Origin of the sequence: Cypionkella psychrotolerans (genome assembly GCF_001294535.1) — a bacterium.
Classification (GTDB): Bacteria; Pseudomonadota; Alphaproteobacteria; order Rhodobacterales; family Rhodobacteraceae; genus Cypionkella; species Cypionkella psychrotolerans.
In genome coordinates, this window is record NZ_LGIC01000033.1 from 39,487 (window position 1) to 54,211 (window position 14,725).

General features: G+C 61.5%; 13 protein-coding genes. 7 read left to right on the forward strand and 6 right to left on the reverse strand.

Annotated elements, in window-relative coordinates; translation table 11 throughout:
• Positions 1–160: 160 nt before the first annotated feature.
• From AKV04_RS06555 to AKV04_RS06565, 3 genes are all read left to right on the forward strand, one after another.
• Complete coding sequence (locus tag AKV04_RS06555; RefSeq protein WP_054005654.1) at positions 161–541, forward strand: hypothetical protein; 381 nt, start codon at positions 161–163, stop codon at positions 539–541.
• Between the two features lie 64 nt (positions 542–605).
• Entirely contained in the window at positions 606–1,289 is a 684-nt protein-coding gene (locus AKV04_RS06560) for a L,D-transpeptidase (protein ID WP_054005655.1), read from the forward strand.
• Between the two features lie 70 nt (positions 1,290–1,359).
• Positions 1,360–1,794, forward strand: coding sequence for a DoxX family protein (locus AKV04_RS06565; protein WP_407638406.1), 435 nt, complete (start codon positions 1,360–1,362; stop codon positions 1,792–1,794).
• A 121-nt stretch (positions 1,795–1,915) separates the two neighbouring features.
• On the opposite strand, the gene AKV04_RS06570 is transcribed toward AKV04_RS06565, so the two are convergent.
• The 4 genes from AKV04_RS06570 to purD all read right to left on the reverse strand — a co-directional run bounded on the left by AKV04_RS06570 (position 1,916) and on the right by purD (position 8,772).
• A complete protein-coding gene (locus AKV04_RS06570) occupies positions 1,916–3,172 on the reverse strand; it encodes an aspartate kinase (RefSeq protein WP_054005656.1) in 1,257 nt (418 codons plus the stop codon).
• 173 nt (positions 3,173–3,345) lie between these two features.
• Positions 3,346–4,947: a calcium-binding protein gene (locus AKV04_RS26080; RefSeq protein WP_156317403.1), complete on the reverse strand. Its 1,602-nt coding sequence runs from the start codon at positions 4,945–4,947 to the stop codon at positions 3,346–3,348.
• 365 nt (positions 4,948–5,312) lie between these two features.
• Positions 5,313–7,304 (reverse strand): calcium-binding protein, encoded by a 1,992-nt coding sequence (locus AKV04_RS06585; RefSeq protein ID WP_162232841.1) that lies wholly within the window; start codon positions 7,302–7,304, stop codon positions 5,313–5,315.
• A 205-nt stretch (positions 7,305–7,509) separates the two neighbouring features.
• Positions 7,510–8,772 carry a phosphoribosylamine--glycine ligase gene (gene purD, locus AKV04_RS06590; protein ID WP_054005660.1) on the reverse strand — a complete coding sequence of 421 codons (1,263 nt, stop codon included), beginning with the start codon at positions 8,770–8,772 and terminating at the stop codon, positions 7,510–7,512.
• A gap of 84 nt (positions 8,773–8,856) precedes the next feature.
• Between purD and AKV04_RS06595 the strand changes: the two genes are divergently transcribed.
• Both AKV04_RS06595 and xseA read left to right on the forward strand, forming a co-directional pair.
• A complete protein-coding gene (locus AKV04_RS06595; RefSeq protein WP_156317404.1) occupies positions 8,857–9,438 on the forward strand; it encodes a glycine-rich domain-containing protein in 582 nt (193 codons plus the stop codon).
• A 53-nt stretch (positions 9,439–9,491) separates the two neighbouring features.
• Complete coding sequence (xseA, locus tag AKV04_RS06600; RefSeq protein WP_054005662.1) at positions 9,492–11,051, forward strand: exodeoxyribonuclease VII large subunit; 1,560 nt, start codon at positions 9,492–9,494, stop codon at positions 11,049–11,051.
• 265 nt (positions 11,052–11,316) lie between these two features.
• Here xseA and AKV04_RS06605 read toward each other — a convergent pair whose 3' ends face one another.
• A complete protein-coding gene (locus tag AKV04_RS06605; RefSeq protein WP_054005663.1) occupies positions 11,317–11,745 on the reverse strand; it encodes a hypothetical protein in 429 nt (142 codons plus the stop codon).
• 66 nt (positions 11,746–11,811) lie between these two features.
• Complete coding sequence (locus AKV04_RS06610) at positions 11,812–12,870, reverse strand: alkane 1-monooxygenase (RefSeq protein WP_235815556.1); 1,059 nt, start codon at positions 12,868–12,870, stop codon at positions 11,812–11,814.
• A gap of 68 nt (positions 12,871–12,938) precedes the next feature.
• Between AKV04_RS06610 and AKV04_RS06615 the strand changes: the two genes are divergently transcribed.
• Together AKV04_RS06615 and ftsY are read left to right on the forward strand one after the other, a co-directional pair.
• Entirely contained in the window at positions 12,939–13,649 is a 711-nt protein-coding gene (locus AKV04_RS06615) for a lysoplasmalogenase (RefSeq protein ID WP_054005665.1), read from the forward strand.
• Positions 13,650–13,721: 72 nt separating this feature from the next.
• Positions 13,722–14,717, forward strand: a complete 996-nt coding sequence (gene ftsY / locus AKV04_RS06620) for a signal recognition particle-docking protein FtsY (RefSeq protein ID WP_054005666.1) — start codon at positions 13,722–13,724, stop codon at positions 14,715–14,717.
• Positions 14,718–14,725 lie beyond the last annotated feature (8 nt).

Genomic DNA, 14,725 nt, shown 5'->3' on the forward strand with positions numbered 1-14,725 from the left:
ACCCGTCTGCGTAAAAACCGCCCGAAGCCGCAGCAATCGCGGCAGAATTGCGCGCAAGCGTGCCGGCCTCACGGCCATGTGACAACAGGTGATCACCCTCGGCGTAAGATCGCCGCCCCGGCCCCTCGACACCCCAGCCCTCTCATGGCAGGTAAACCTCATGTCGATGTTGACTCGCCTTTTCCTGCTGCTGACCGTGTTGGCGCTGCTGCCTTTCGGCAGTTTTACCGCCAAATTCGGCACAGACCCGTTCAACACAGGCCCGTTCAACACAGGCCTGCGCGCCGTCGCGGTGATCTCTGCGCAGCTTGATGACGCAGCCGTCGCAGCCACCCCCAGCGAGAAAACCTTCGCCTCGGCGCAAAGCCGTTGCAAAGGTCCGGCCTTGCCCGGCTCGCCCTGCAACCCGGCGCTGGTGGTTTGGCCAACCGAGCTGACACTCGCCTTCAACGCCCCGGCGACGACGGTTCACCCCGCCGCATGGCCACCAAAGATCGGCCACAAACCCGCGCTGCCCCTCGGCCCGCCAAGGCTGGCCTGAACGCCACTGCCGCGCCTGATCGCGGCCCCGTTCTGCTCAAACTCCAGCCGATAAGGATACCCCCATGCTCACCCGACGCGCCTTCATGGCCGCGGCTTCCGCCGCATCGCTCGCCGCCTGCGCCCCGAACCCCTCCGAAGTGATCCCGCCACCACCGCCACCGCCGATGCCGGCCCGCTATGGCGCGATCTACACCGAGCCACATCCGGTCCCCGCCGTGCCCGATGGCGTGGTCGATGAAAAACTCTGGCGGCAAGAGGTCGAGAACCCGTTCCCCGCCGAGCCCCCCGGCACCATCATCGTCGATCCAGATGCCGCGTTTCTGCATCTCGTCACCGAACCGGGCCGTGCGTTGCGCTACGGCGTCAGCGTCGGTGCCGCTGGCTACGGTTGGAACGGTATCGCGCGCATGCAGTTCCGCCGCACATGGCCGGTCTGGAAAGCCCCGGATTCGATGATCGAGCGCCGCCCGGAATTTGCGCCCTATTCCGTCGCCAATGGCGGGATGCCCGGTGGCCCCGGCAACCCCTTGGGCGCCCGCGCGCTCTATCTGTTCCAGAACGGCCAAGACACGCTTTACCGCATCCACGGCGCATGTGAGCCAAAATACCTCGGAAAATCCGTGTCCTCGGGCTGCATCCGTATGCTCGATCAAGACGTGATCGACCTGCACGACCGGGTGCAAGATGGCTGCAAGGTGGTGGTGCTAGCCTCGCTGGGCAAGTCGCAGTTCGAGGTGCCATACTAAGGCCCGCAGGGCAGCGGGAAAGCCGCGCTGCCCACACGCAAGCGTGCTTGCCTGCCCGCCGACAACCAGCTTGTCCGAACCGCCGTACTCTGCAATCCTGCCGCCGATGAATGACACTCTCAAGATGAACGACGCCCTCAACCTGACCGGCCGCATCCTGATCGCTGTGCTGTTCCTCGGTGGCGCGCTGCAAAAACTCGGCGACCCCGCCCCGGTCGCCGAGATGATCACCTCCATCGGCCTGCCCGCATGGCTGGTCTGGCCCACAGCCGCCTTCAATCTGATCGCCGCCCTTGGCCTGATCTTCGGCCCTAACGTGCGTGCTTGGGCGCTGATCCTCGCCGCCTATTGTCTCTTCACCAGCTACTTCCACTACCAACTCCGCGCCGATCCGTGGCAAATCACCATCATGGTGAAAAACTGGTCTATCGCCGGCGGATTGTTGATCCTCGCTGCGCAAGGACCGGGGCGGTATGTGTGGCGGGCAGGGGTTAACAAACCCTGAACCTAAAAGTTCAAACAACTGATAACAAACAAAACTCTATCCGGTCCCAACTCGGGACCACATAGAAAAACGCCGGGCAGCCAAGCCACCCGGCGTCCATTTCTCAACCGAAAAGATCCTCTCAGGCCTTTTCAAGCTCAAAAGCATCGTGCAAAGCCTGCACCGCCAGCTCCATATATTTCCGGTCGATCAGCACCGAGATCTTAATCTCAGACGTCGCGATCACCTTGATATTGACGTTCTCTTTCGACAGCGCCTTGAACATCGTCGCGGCAACGCCAGCATGAGACCGCATCCCGATCCCCACCACGGAAATCTTCGCGACATCACTGTCCACCACGATGCCATCATAAGTGATCGTGCCCGCCGCGACAGCATCCTCCATCGCTTTCTGCGCCCGCGCCACCTGATTGACCGGGCAAGAGAACGTCATGTCGGTGGTCGCGCCCTTGCTGCTGCCAGCCTCAACTTCCGAGATATTCTGCACGATCATGTCGACGTTGACGCCAGCCTCGGCCAGCGGCCCAAAGATCGCCGCCGCGATGCCGGGGCGATCCTCGACCCGCACCAGCGTCACCTTGGCCTCATCCCGGCTATACGCCACGCCAGAAACTACTTTCGATTCCATGATCTCATCCTCGTCGCAGACCAGCGTTCCAGAGTTTTCATCGGTATCCTCAAACGAGGACAACACCCGCAGCCGCACCTTATAGCGCATCGCCAGTTCAACCGAGCGGGTTTGCAGCACCTTCGCGCCTAAGGATGCCAGCTCCAGCATTTCCTCAAACGCGATCTTGTCCAACTTGCGGGCTTTATTGGTGATGCGCGGGTCAGTGGTGTAGACCCCGTCCACATCCGTATAAATATCGCACCGCTCCGCCCCGAATGCCGCCGCAAAGGCAACCGCCGTGGTATCCGACCCGCCACGCCCCAAGGTGGTGATCCGGCCCTCAGCCGACACGCCCTGAAAGCCCGCGACCACGGCCACCTTGAAGCCCTCAGCAAACTTTGCGTCGATATGCTCGCGCGGGATCGAGATGAACCGTGCGCTGGAATGGGCGGAGGTGGTGTTGATCGGCACCTGCCAACCCTGCCAAGACCGCGCTGCGATGCCCATTTCTTGCAACCGCAACGCCATCAGCCCCGCCGTCACATTCTCGCCGCTCGACACCACCGCGTCATATTCGCGCGCATCATACAGCTTTGAGGTGCCTTCCACGAAACCAACCATCTTGTTGGTTTCCCCCGACATCGCCGAGACGATGACAATCACGTCATAGCCGCGCGCGACCTCGGCCTGCACCTTTTTCGCGGCATTTTCGATCCGCGCGAGGTCGGCCACCGAGGTGCCGCCAAATTTCATCACCAGAAGCGGCATGGTACGCCTTTTCCCGCCATTCAAATCGCGGGCTTCATAACAGAAGCACCCGCGAGGGCAAGGCTTACAGGATCAGATCAATCGCCGTCAGCACCGGCTTGTTCAGCAGCACAATCTGCCAATCCGCCACACCACTGCCAACGTTGTCACCCGAGATCGCACGGATGCCAATGTCATAGCGCACCTGCCGCGCCCCACTGAACGCCGCCGCCCCCCAAGCCCGCCTCAGCCGCCGAACGGAACACAAAGAAATCCGCCCCCGCGCCAGCATCAGTGTCGTTCGCCCCGCCGTTGCCAATCAATCCATTGCCAACAGCAGAGCCAGTCAGGTTGAGTTTCTGATCCCCGTCCAACTTGGCCTTTTCGACATTGGCGAAGCTGGTCAGGTCGATTCCAGTGGTTGAAGCGATAATCTCGTCCACTCCCTCGTTGACCAGCTCGAAAATCCGGTCCAACGCCGTTTCGATCGGATAAGTGTCGTCACCCGCGCCGCCCACAAGGCTGTCGTTTCCGGTGCCACCGTCCATAGTGTCGCTACCGACGTCTCCGAAAAGAACGTCGCCATCATTTTCACCGCTCAACACGTCAGCGCCCGCACCGCCATAAATCAAGTCGCTGCCGTTTCCTCCATAGACCTGATCATTTCCATCGCTGCCAAAGAGTCCGTCGTTTCCGGTGCGGCCATAAAGGATGTCATTGCCAGCATTCCGGGCAATGGTGTCGTTGGCGGCGCAGCCAAACAGCGTGTCGTTGCCAGCCTTACCTTCCAAATGCATGGCTAAAACACGCGGATCATAAATTCGCGCATGTGCCTCGTCATCCTGCCAGCTCACGGTAAAGCGTCCATCGGACAAAACTTGCAACGCTAGCCCGCTGATATAGCCATTGGCTCCGGCCGAAGCGACGTGGAACTCGGTGCCGGACATAGTGCCATCAGCATTAAAAACCTGACCTTCGATAGAGAAGTCGGACGCTATTGAATACCAGACTGCCACAAACCGCCCGTCGGGAAGCGCCTTGATCTCAACGTCAGTCTGATTGTCTGATGTCGTCGCGCTTATTTGAAACTGTGGGCCGATTGCTTCGCCGTTGCCATCCAGCAGTTGGGCATGCAGGGAGCCAACTGAAGATCGCCCCCGCTGGTGGATTGTTCCTGCCATGCAACGACGAGGTCTCCGTTTACCAGTGCGGCGATCTGCACATACGCCCCCCCCTCCAGCGGTAGAAGTGGTGAAATGCTGGGTCAGGCCCGACAGTGTCCCGTCAGCATTGATGATCTGAACTGAAAATCCTGCGGGGTCGCTATCCCAGCTCAATGCGAGACCTCCATCCGGCAGCATAGCAACAGAGTGACGGCGACCAAAACCACGGGGCGACGTCGCAAAGGTGAGGACCGCAGAGTCCGCGACGCCGGCATCGGTAAATATCTGGCCGTTTAGACTGCCAATATGTCCCTGATCGGCAGAGCCGTCATCTGACCAAATTGTCATGAAGCGTCCGTCGGGAAGCATTGTCGTGTTTTCCGAACCCAGATGGTGTGTCGGCGATGAAGCGACAACGGTTTTTGTGCCCACTGGCGTTCCGTCCAGAGCAAAAACTTGGTGCTTGAAGGCAAGGCTCGCCCTATCCGGACCGACAAAAGTTTCATCCCGCCAAGAGACGACAAACCGCCCATTTTCTAGTGTCGTAACTGTGGCCAGGGTGATGCTTTCTGTTCCTATTGGCTCGACAGAAGTGGGGCCGTTGCAAAGGTGCCGTCTGGATTGAGTATGCATGTCCAGACCTTTTGCGGCGACGCATCGCTCGACTGAAACCAAACGCCGGCAAAGCGGCCATCGCTGAGTTCGGACACGATTGGCGCAAACAACGCTGCCGCCGATGGCCAGCCAGCAACCAAGTTTTCTGGGCCGACTGGAATTGGGTTGGGCATTTCGGGCCTCGTTAATCCACGCAAATTGCGAAGAAGTGGTTGCGTGCCCGCATCCGCACGGCAGGTTTGTCAGGTCAAATATCAACGTTCGTTGAAATGCAGGTGGTGACTGAACCGCATACTAGCCATATCTCTGCGGCATCCCCTACGGACAACTCAAGGGCGCACCCGTCGCACGGTCCAGATGCCAGCCCGTGCCACGCAAGGGATTTACCCAAACCCCGCCAGCAAGTCCGTCAGTCCGATCACGTTGCGGGAATAGAACGCCAGATCGACCGTGGCATCACCGTTGAAATCGAACTCGTACAGCAACACTGCCATCGAATTGTAGATGCCAATGCTCGCGCCGATCAGCGGCAGGCCGGGGCCAACCGTTGCCGACGCATCATTTAGGTCCAACACATCGCCCAGCTCGAAATCATCGAGATAATCGACGCCGCCGCTGCCGATCAGATCGAACACAAAGCGGTCAATGCCCGCGCCGCCATGCAACTCGTCCGTGTCCGCGCCACCACTCAACGTGTCATTGCCAGCCCCGCCATCCAGCGTATCATTGCCCGCCGCACCGCTGAGATATTCAGCATTGCCCACACCAGTCAGATGATTCGCCCCGGCGTTGCCCTCCAACCTCTGAACCGCACCGCCGCCGGTCAGATCCAGCAGCGCCGTGCCCAGCAACCGCAGCACTTCGATATTCTGGCCATAATCCGCAGCCGAACTGGCATCCAGTGAAGCGCTCTCGGTCTCGACCACATCAAAGCCCTGATCTGCCGCCTCATGCACATGATCCAGCGCCGGGTCATACAGAAAGTAGCGATCATCGCCGCTGCCGCCATAGAGCTCCACCCGATTGAACGCGGTCAGCGCCAAAAGCACGTCATTGCCCGCGCCGCCATACAGACTTTCGCCGTCCATCCCGCCCGAGGTCAGCGTGTTGCGCCCCGCATTGCCGATCATCAGGATGACCTGACCACCGCCCGACAGATCGAGGTTTTGCGCGCCCTGCAGTTGCAAAACCTCCACCTGCGCCAAATCACCGCCACTCAGCGCGATCACCGAGGAGCGCACGATGTCGTAGCCCTCGCCCCCCAGCTCAACCACCTGATCCGCCGCGCGATCCATGACATACACATCATCGCCCAAGCCGCCGCGCATCACATCAATGCCGCCATCGCCCAGCAACAGATCATTGCCGCTGCCCCCCTCCAGCGTATCGTCTTCCGAGCCGCCATGCAGAGTATCGTCGCCATCGCCGCCCGACAGCACATCACTGTCGCGGCCACCGAACAGCTGATCATGGCCCGCATCACCACTCAGCCAATCCAAGCCATTCAGCCCGATCAGAGAATCATGTCCCGCGCCACCAAACAGGCTGTCATCGCCGACATTGCCGTTTTGGGTATCGTCACCGTCGCCGCCATAGAGACAATCCGCATCATAGCCGGAATCGAGATAGTCGTTGCCCGCCTCACCCCACAATGTATCGGCGTCGGTGCCACCAAACAGCCGATCATCGCCGCCGGGGCCTGCCAACAGCCCGCTGTCGCCCCACAGTTGATCCGCGCCGCCGCCGCCATAAAGTGAGTCCTTGCCCAAGCCCCCCAGCAGACGATTGCCGCCCAGATTGCCATAAATCTTATTGGCCAGATCCGAGCCGTCGACATTAAAGTCCCGGCCTCCCTGCAAGGTCAGATTTTCGATATTCACCATCAAGGCCATGTCGACGCCGCTGCGTCCCAAAGCCGCCGCGCGCAGCAAATAGCTAGGCGTGACAATCACTTGATCACTGCCGCCATTCGCCACCTCGATCAAGGTGACATCGGTATGGTTCAATTCGTAGCTGTCATTGCCAAAGCCACCCGACAGGGTTTCGGCAAGGCTATAGGCCGCCTCTTGCGCTGCGGTCAGCCCGGCAAACCGCTTGGCCGAGATCAGCATATCCTGACCATTGCCGCCCAACAGCACCGTGCGCAGGGTCAAACTCTCGTCCGGCAGCCGCCCGGCAGTGGCAAAGGTGGGCCAATTTGCCGGGCCTTGCCAGCCCGTCAACGTATCGTCGCCGGAATATCCCGTCAGGGTGGTGAAGTAGCTGCGCACCGCGCCAGTGGCGACTTTCTCGCCCGCCGTGAACACCTGCTGCACGTTCAGCACATCATCGCCAGTCGTTCCCGTCGCGGAACGGGTAAGGTTAGGTTCGGCCAAATCAGCCACCTTTGGTTAATTGCAACCCAAACGAGCAACAATATCAGCGATACGCAGGCAAGACCCTACAACAGAACAGAGATGACTATGCCAGAGAACTGTTTTCAGTGCAATTTGCATCGAATCGTCGGCATTTCGCGCTGCAACCACAGGCTGCAGCGGAATTCGCGCGAATTCCGTGGACGAATTCCGCTACGGAATTCGCCTACAGCGCCCGCCAACCGATGTCAGAGCGGCAGAACCCCTCCGGCCAGCGCAGCAGGTCAATCATTGCATAGGCCCGGTTGCGCGCATCAGCCAAACTATCGCCTCGTGCAGTGATGTTCAGCACCCGACCGCCGTTGGCAACAACCTGACCGTCCTTCATCGCCGTGCCCGCGTGAAACGCCATGTGACGGCTGTCCTCGGGCATCCGCTCCAGCCCTTCGATCGCCGAACCCTTCCGGTACGCCCCCGGATAACCCTTCGCCGCCATCACCACGGTAATCGCATGATCATCCGCCCAATTCACCTGCGCGTGGTCCAGCCGCCCCTCGGCACAGGCCAACAACAAATCCAACGCCTGCGCACCCAAGCGCATCATCAGCACCTGCGTCTCCGGGTCGCCAAACCGCGCGTTATACTCCACCAGCCGCCCCTGACCGTCCTTGATCATCAGGCCCGCATAAAGCACGCCCTGATAGGGCGTGCCGCGCCGCGCCATCTCTGCAATCGTCGGCAAAACGATCTCATTCATCGCGCGCTGTGCCACCGCATCGGTCAGCACCGGAGCAGGCGAATACGCCCCCATCCCGCCGGTATTCGGCCCGGTATCGCCGTCGCCCACCCGCTTGTGATCCTGCGCCGTGCCAATCGGCAAAGCATGGACGCCATCGGTCAACACGAAGAACGACGCCTCCTCGCCGGTCATGAATTCTTCAATGACCACTTCCGCGCCAGCAGCCCCGAACCCGCCGCCGAACATATCGTCAATCGCAGCGAGGGCCTCGCCTTCGGTCATCGCCACAATCACGCCCTTGCCCGCCGCCAAGCCATCGGCCTTGACGACAATCGGAGCGCCCTGCGCCCGGATATACGCCTTCGCCGCCTCGGCCTGATCAAACCGCGCATAGGCTGCCGTAGGCGCGCCACATGCGTCACAAATCTCCTTGGTAAACCCCTTCGAGGCCTCCAGCTTCGCCGCTTCCGCACTCGGCCCGAATGTCAGAAACCCCGCCGCCCGCGTCGCATCCGCCACCCCAGCCGCCAGCGGAGCCTCCGGCCCGACAATCACAAAATCAATCGCATTTTCGGCGCAGAACGCCACCACTTCGGCGCCATCAAGAATGTCAAAATCCGCACATTCCGCCAGCATCGCAATTCCGGCATTGCCCGGTGCCACAATCAGCCGATCCGTCTTCGGGTTCTGCTTCACCGCCCAAGCCAAAGCATGTTCGCGCCCGCCTGACCCCAGAATAAGGATGTTCATAAGCTGCCTCCGCTTGGCTTGTGGATGCAGGCTTCATAAGGTGGTGCTTGCGGTTGAACAAGTGCGGCGATGTGCGAGGTGGCAATGCAGGACGATAAACGATGGCAAGAAATCCTCGCCGCGCCGAGTTCCCTTGTAACGGGCGACCTAACCCTTGAGTGGGCGATATCCGAGAGCCTTCGCAAGACTTTCGGCCTTAGCAAAGAAAGTTGCGCCATTGCGATGCAAGAATACCGTAAGTTTCGGTATCTGTGCGATATTGCAGACGGCCCACTATTGCCTTCTCCGCTCATCACGTTCGTTCAAGCGCGGGACACCCCAAACTCAAGCGCGTTCACTGAGATCAAACGATGGTCAGTTCGCGCAGCTATGCCCCATAAGGGTTCATTGTTTTTTGTCCATAACCCAGCCTATCAGCGCGCGGTTGATTTGTATCAGCAAGAGTTCGCCGGTATTCCAGCGCGAAATATTTGGCCAACACGTTTGCAGGCACGCCGCAGGAACCAAGCATTTGTGGCACTCGGAATGGGGGTCGCAGTGGCTACAATGGGTGATTGGGCGCAATCCGGTGTCGCAATCAGGTTCGGCATTGCGTTGGCTTTTCTCGCAATTGGCTCCATTATTTTCATAGGCCGTCACTGGGGCGATCCGCAAGGTGATGCCTAAACGGCAATCCGCGACGGCTTTTCTATCGTAAGGTTTCATGCGAAACTTCGCCCATGACCGATCTATTCGAAGACACCCCCGCACCGTCCAACTCCCCTGAATTCACCGTCTCGGAACTCTCCGGCGCGGTGAAAAAGGTGATCGAGGGTGAATTTGGCCTAGTCCGCGTGCGCGGCGAGGTGGGCCGCGTCAGCCGCCCCGCCTCGGGCCATCTCTATTTCGCCCTGAAAGATGATCGCGCCAGCCTCGACGCCGTGTCGTGGAAGGGCCAGGTCGCCAAGATGCAGGTCCGCCCTGAAGAAGGCATGGAGGTGATCGCCACCGGGCGGATGACCACCTTCCCCGGCCAGTCAAAATACCAACTGATCGTCGATGATGTCGCCCCGGCAGGTGCTGGCGCTTTGATGGCGATGCTGGAAAAACGCAAGGCCGCCCTCAGCGCTGAAGGCCTGTTCGACCCCGCCCGCAAAAAGCCGATCCCCTACCTGCCGGAAGTGATCGGCGTTATCACCTCGCCAAGCGGCGCGGTGATCCGCGACATCCTGCACCGCCTGCGTGATCGTTTTCCCCGTCATGTGCTGATCTGGCCCGTCGCTGTGCAAGGCCAGAACTGTGCCACCGAAGTCGCAGCCGCCATCAAAGGCTTCAGCGCCATCGCGCCCGGCGGCCCGATCCCGCGCCCCGACCTGATCATCGTCGCGCGTGGCGGCGGCAGCCTCGAAGACCTCTGGGGTTTCAACGAGGAAATCGTCGTCCGGGCAGCGGCAGCGTCAGAAATCCCCCTGATCTCGGCCGTCGGCCATGAAACCGACACCACCCTGATCGACTACGCGTCAGACCTGCGCGCACCCACCCCCACCGCCGCCGCCGAACTGGCGGTGCCCGTGCGCCTAGACCTGATCGCCAGCCTCGATGCCCTCACCGCCCGCCAATCTCGCGGCGTCGCCCAAACCCTGCAACGCCGCGACCAACGCCTGCGCGACCTAACCCGCGCGCTGCCACGCTTGGAGAGCCTGCTCGCCACCCCCCGCCAACGCCTTGATACGGCTGGACAACGCCTCGGTGGCGCGCTGGGCATCGCCGCCGCCAAGAAACGCGGCACCTATGCCACCATTGCCTCACGCCTACGCCCCGAAGCCCTGCTGGCCCTGATCGCCCGCCGCGCCGAGGCACTCAGCAACGCGGATCTGCGCCTGAACGACCGCACCGCTCGGGCACAAGAACGCAAACACGCCAGCTTCGACAAATGGGCCTCGCGCCTCGCCCCCGCGCTCACCCGTCTGATCAGCGACGCCACCCGCAAAACCGCCGAAGGCCGCGCCAAACTGGCAGCCCTCGACACCCGCCTGCAAGTCGCCCCGACCCAACGCCTCGTCCGCCTGTCGCAACGCCTCGACGCGCTAGACCGCACCCGCACCACGTTGGGTTATGCTGAAACCCTCAAACGCGGCTACGCCGTGGTGCGCGGCGACGGCCATGTCGTCACCAGCAAAACCGTTGCTGAAAAAGCCCTAGCCCTAGAGATCGAATTCGCCGACGGCCGAGTCACCTTAGGCCCGCGCGCGGCGAAAAAATCCAAACCGGGTGGCCCAGAGCAAGGCAGTTTGTTTTAAGCATCGGCTCACCAGCCGAATTTCAAGCGTGAAATTCTAGCGCGGAGCCGTAGGGGCCCAAGTCTGAAATCAGAGGTATGGCTACGAGGTAGGACCCTCCGGGGGGAGTATTTCAAAAAGAGCAACTGCTTCAGGTTTGCTCTTTTTGAAATACTCGCGCCGCAGGCTTCTGCCGCTGCAACTCAAACCCAAGGTAGCCAATCATCCCCCGGCAGCGCCGCAGAGCGGGGCCTCGATGGCCCCCGAGGCGGCCTCACTGCTCAGATCAAACCCCGACCTGCGGCCCCATACAACCCATCGGCCCGGCACTTTGCGCCACCTCGGACAGATCAGACCCCACACCATCCCCGATGAACTCGGCCTTCATCCCGGCGCTGCCCATGAAGAACAGCCAGCATTGCGGATCATTCGGATCTTCATAGACAAAGCAAATCTGCGGGCCCTTCTCGTACCAATAGCCCTCGCGGCATTCATCCTCGGTGAAGGCCCAAACCACCTTACGATCCGGTTTATACTGTTCAGTGCCGTACACCGTGCCGTCCAGCGCATAGGTCAAGGTTTTTCCCGTCACATAGGCTTCAAACGCCGCTGCGGTCATGGGTGGGTTAGGCGGGACAACCCTGGGTGGGGGGGGCGTTTCGGCCAAAACCGGGGCGGCAAACGCGAGGAAGGCGAGGGCGAGGCAAGGACGCATGGTAATCTCCGTTGCAGTGATCCTGCCCGCAGCCCAGCGAGAAATCCAGTGACAGCTTCGTGTCCGCTACTGCCAGTGCTTCAGATGCGGACGGATCGCGCGCTTCCAGAGCGGAGGACACAGCGCGATCATACAGGCCAGCGGCAGCGGCCACGGCAAATGCGGCGCGTCCGCAGCCCTCGGCAGTCGCAAGGCAGGGTAGGGGCGGGCGGGATGCGCATGGTGATCGGAATGGCGCGGCGCGTTCAGCATGAAGGCCGAGGAAAACCAATGCGGCGCGTTCCAACTGTGCCGGGCTGAGACCGGCTCCAACCGCCCATCCGCCTTGACCGCTCGCGTCAGCCCATAATGCTGCACATAATCCGACAGCATCAACTGGCTTTGCGCATGTGCCGCCAGCGCCGCCCAAGCCAATGCCCCCCAAACCCCGGCAATCGTGAAACCCAAGGCCAGACACAGCCCCGCCACCCCAATATAAACCGCATAGGGATGCAGCCCGTTCTTTTGCAGACTGGCCTTGCCGCGCCCGCGCAGGGCATCCTCCGCCGCCCAGCCGTGCCGAAAACTGCCCCCCCAGGCCCGCACAAGAAACGCATAGTAGCCCTCACCCGATCGTGCGGTGTTCGGGTCTTGCGCTGACGCAGCATGGCGATGATGCACCAAACGGTGCGCCGAGGTGTGATGGCCGAACAGCAGCCAGCAATACACCAGCGCGCCCAGTCGAAACTGCCCGCGCCCCGGCCGATGGATCAACTCATGTGCCGCCGGGTTCGCGACTTGGCCCAGCCACAGCCCCGCGCCGACAAACACCGCGACCCGCGCGCCAGCCGAAAGCCCGCTCTGCCCCGCCACCGCCCAGACGGCGGCAGGCATCAACCCCAGCGCCCCCACAGCTAGCACCACCAACAACGCATCCGCCGCCGGAAACTCCGCCCCCTCCGGCGCGTCGCCCAGAAACCAACCGCTGATCTGGTCCAAACACGCGGCAAATCCGGTCATATAGACCAGCCCCGCCACGCACCACCACGCCCCCCACACCACACCTGCGCCCAACAGCACCAAAGGCAGCAGCGAGGCCAGCGCGAACAGCACCATTGGCAGGGGACGTGAGGTTACGGCTTGCATAGCCCGCAATCTAACAGGAGAAATCACGGGGGCCAGAGCCAACAACGGCCAGAGCCAAGGAGCCGCAGATGCCAGACGACCCGCGCTTGTTGCTCATCCTGTTGGCCTTTGTCTGTTTCCTGACCTATTGGGTCATCTGGGCCGCCCGCGACGGCATCGGTGGCCCCGGCCCACAGGTCAAAACTGCATCGACTGGCGTGCTCGCCGTCGTCGCCTTCACCCATCCGGCCAGTTCCTTCCAGTTGATCGCCCTCGGCCTCGCTTTCGGCGCGCTGGGCGATTTCGCCCTGACCCGGCGCAGCCAGACCGCGTTTCTGCTCGGAATGGCCGCCTTTGCCGCAGGCCATCTCGCCTATATCGCCGCATTCTGGCTGCGCGCTCAAAGCGTTGCCGACGCCTTACCACCCGCCGCTCCGTCCGGTCTGAGCCTCGCTGCCCTGATCGCTCTTGCTCTGCTGCTTCTGTCCACCGAACTCTGGCTGGCCCCCCGCACTGGCGCGTTGCGTTGGCCCGTGCGCGGCTATGTCATTGTGATCGGTCTGATGGGCCTGACATCCCTTCTGCTGGTGCCGCATCCCGAAACCGCCGGGGCGACATATTTGCAAATCGGGGCCGCCCTGTTCATCCTGTCCGACCTGCTGCTGGCACTACGGCTGTTCGTGTTCCCCATCGGAACGACCGCGCAAAAGCTGTCGATTGCACTCTGGCCCGCCTATTGGTGCGGGCAACTGCTGATCCTGCTCGGCGCTGGTCTCTATTGGCTGCCTTTCGGTGCTTAACCCTGCAGCCGCCCTTTTCCCGACCCGATAAATCCCTTAGGTGAGGGGAAACCAGCCAAAGGCCCAAACCCCATGTCCTTCTTCAAAAAGCTGAAAGACCGGATGTTCCGCTCCTCCGACAAGATCGGTGAAGGGCTGGAGGCTTTAGTGGCCGAACCCGAAGCAACGCCGGAAGCCACGCCCGAGGCCAAACCCGGCCTGATCTCCCGCCTGATCGGCCGCAGCGATGAACCGCGTCGCCTGCTCGACGATGCCATGCTCGAAAGCCTTGAGGAACTCCTCATCACCGCCGATATGGGTGTCGACACCGCCACCCGCGTGACTGCCAATATCGCCGAGGGCCGCTTTGGCAAACGCATCTCCACCTCGGAACTCCGCGACGCCCTCGCCACGGAAATCGCCCGCATCATGACCCCCGTTGCCCGACCCCTGCCGCTCTACCCACAAAAGCCGCAGGTTGTGCTGGTGGTGGGAGTCAACGGCTCGGGTAAAACCACCACCATCGGCAAGCTTGCGTCGCAGTTCAAAGCTGCTGGCAAATCCGTGGTGATCGCCGCTGGCGACACCTTCCGCGCCGCAGCCGTGGAACAACTGCAAGTCTGGGGCACCCGCGCAGGCGTCCCCGTGCTGACCGCCCCCGAAGGCTCCGACCCAGCCTCGCTGGCTTTTGACGCGCTGACCAAAGCCCAGGCCGATGGTGCCGACCTTCTGCTGATCGACACCGCAGGCCGCTTGCAAAATCGTCAGGATCTGATGGAGGAGCTGTCGAAAATCGTCCGCGTTATCCGCAAGAAAGACCCGACCGCCCCGCATAACACCATCCTCGTGCTGGATGCCACAACCGGGCAAAATGCCATCAACCAAGTCGAAATCTTCCGCAAGATCGCCGATGTGAGCGGCCTTGTGATGACCAAACTCGACGGCACCGCCAAGGGCGGCGTCCTTGTCGCATTGGCCGATAAATTCGGCCTACCGATCCACGCCATCGGTATCGGCGAGCAAATCGACGACCTAGCCCCCTTCGACCCCGACGATTTCGCCCGCGCCTTGGTAGGCCAACCCGACTAGGTCATCCT

Coding starts and splice junctions, on each gene's coding strand:
- AKV04_RS06605 (WP_054005663.1), bottom strand. CDS start 11,745: ATGCGTCCTTGCCTCGCCCTCGCCTTCCTCGCGTTTGCCGCCCCGGTT.
- AKV04_RS06610 (WP_235815556.1), bottom strand. CDS start 12,870: ATGCAAGCCGTAACCTCACGTCCCCTGCCAATGGTGCTGTTCGCGCTG.
- AKV04_RS26080 (WP_156317403.1), bottom strand. CDS start 4,947: ATGCATACTCAATCCAGACGGCACCTTTGCAACGGCCCCACTTCTGTC.
- AKV04_RS06570 (WP_054005656.1), bottom strand. CDS start 3,172: ATGCCGCTTCTGGTGATGAAATTTGGCGGCACCTCGGTGGCCGACCTC.
- AKV04_RS06615 (WP_054005665.1), top strand. CDS start 12,939: ATGCCAGACGACCCGCGCTTGTTGCTCATCCTGTTGGCCTTTGTCTGT.
- AKV04_RS06555 (WP_054005654.1), top strand. CDS start 161: ATGTCGATGTTGACTCGCCTTTTCCTGCTGCTGACCGTGTTGGCGCTG.
- ftsY (WP_054005666.1), top strand. CDS start 13,722: ATGTCCTTCTTCAAAAAGCTGAAAGACCGGATGTTCCGCTCCTCCGAC.
- AKV04_RS06595 (WP_156317404.1), top strand. CDS start 8,857: ATGCAGGACGATAAACGATGGCAAGAAATCCTCGCCGCGCCGAGTTCC.
- xseA (WP_054005662.1), top strand. CDS start 9,492: ATGACCGATCTATTCGAAGACACCCCCGCACCGTCCAACTCCCCTGAA.
- purD (WP_054005660.1), bottom strand. CDS start 8,772: ATGAACATCCTTATTCTGGGGTCAGGCGGGCGCGAACATGCTTTGGCT.
- AKV04_RS06560 (WP_054005655.1), top strand. CDS start 606: ATGCTCACCCGACGCGCCTTCATGGCCGCGGCTTCCGCCGCATCGCTC.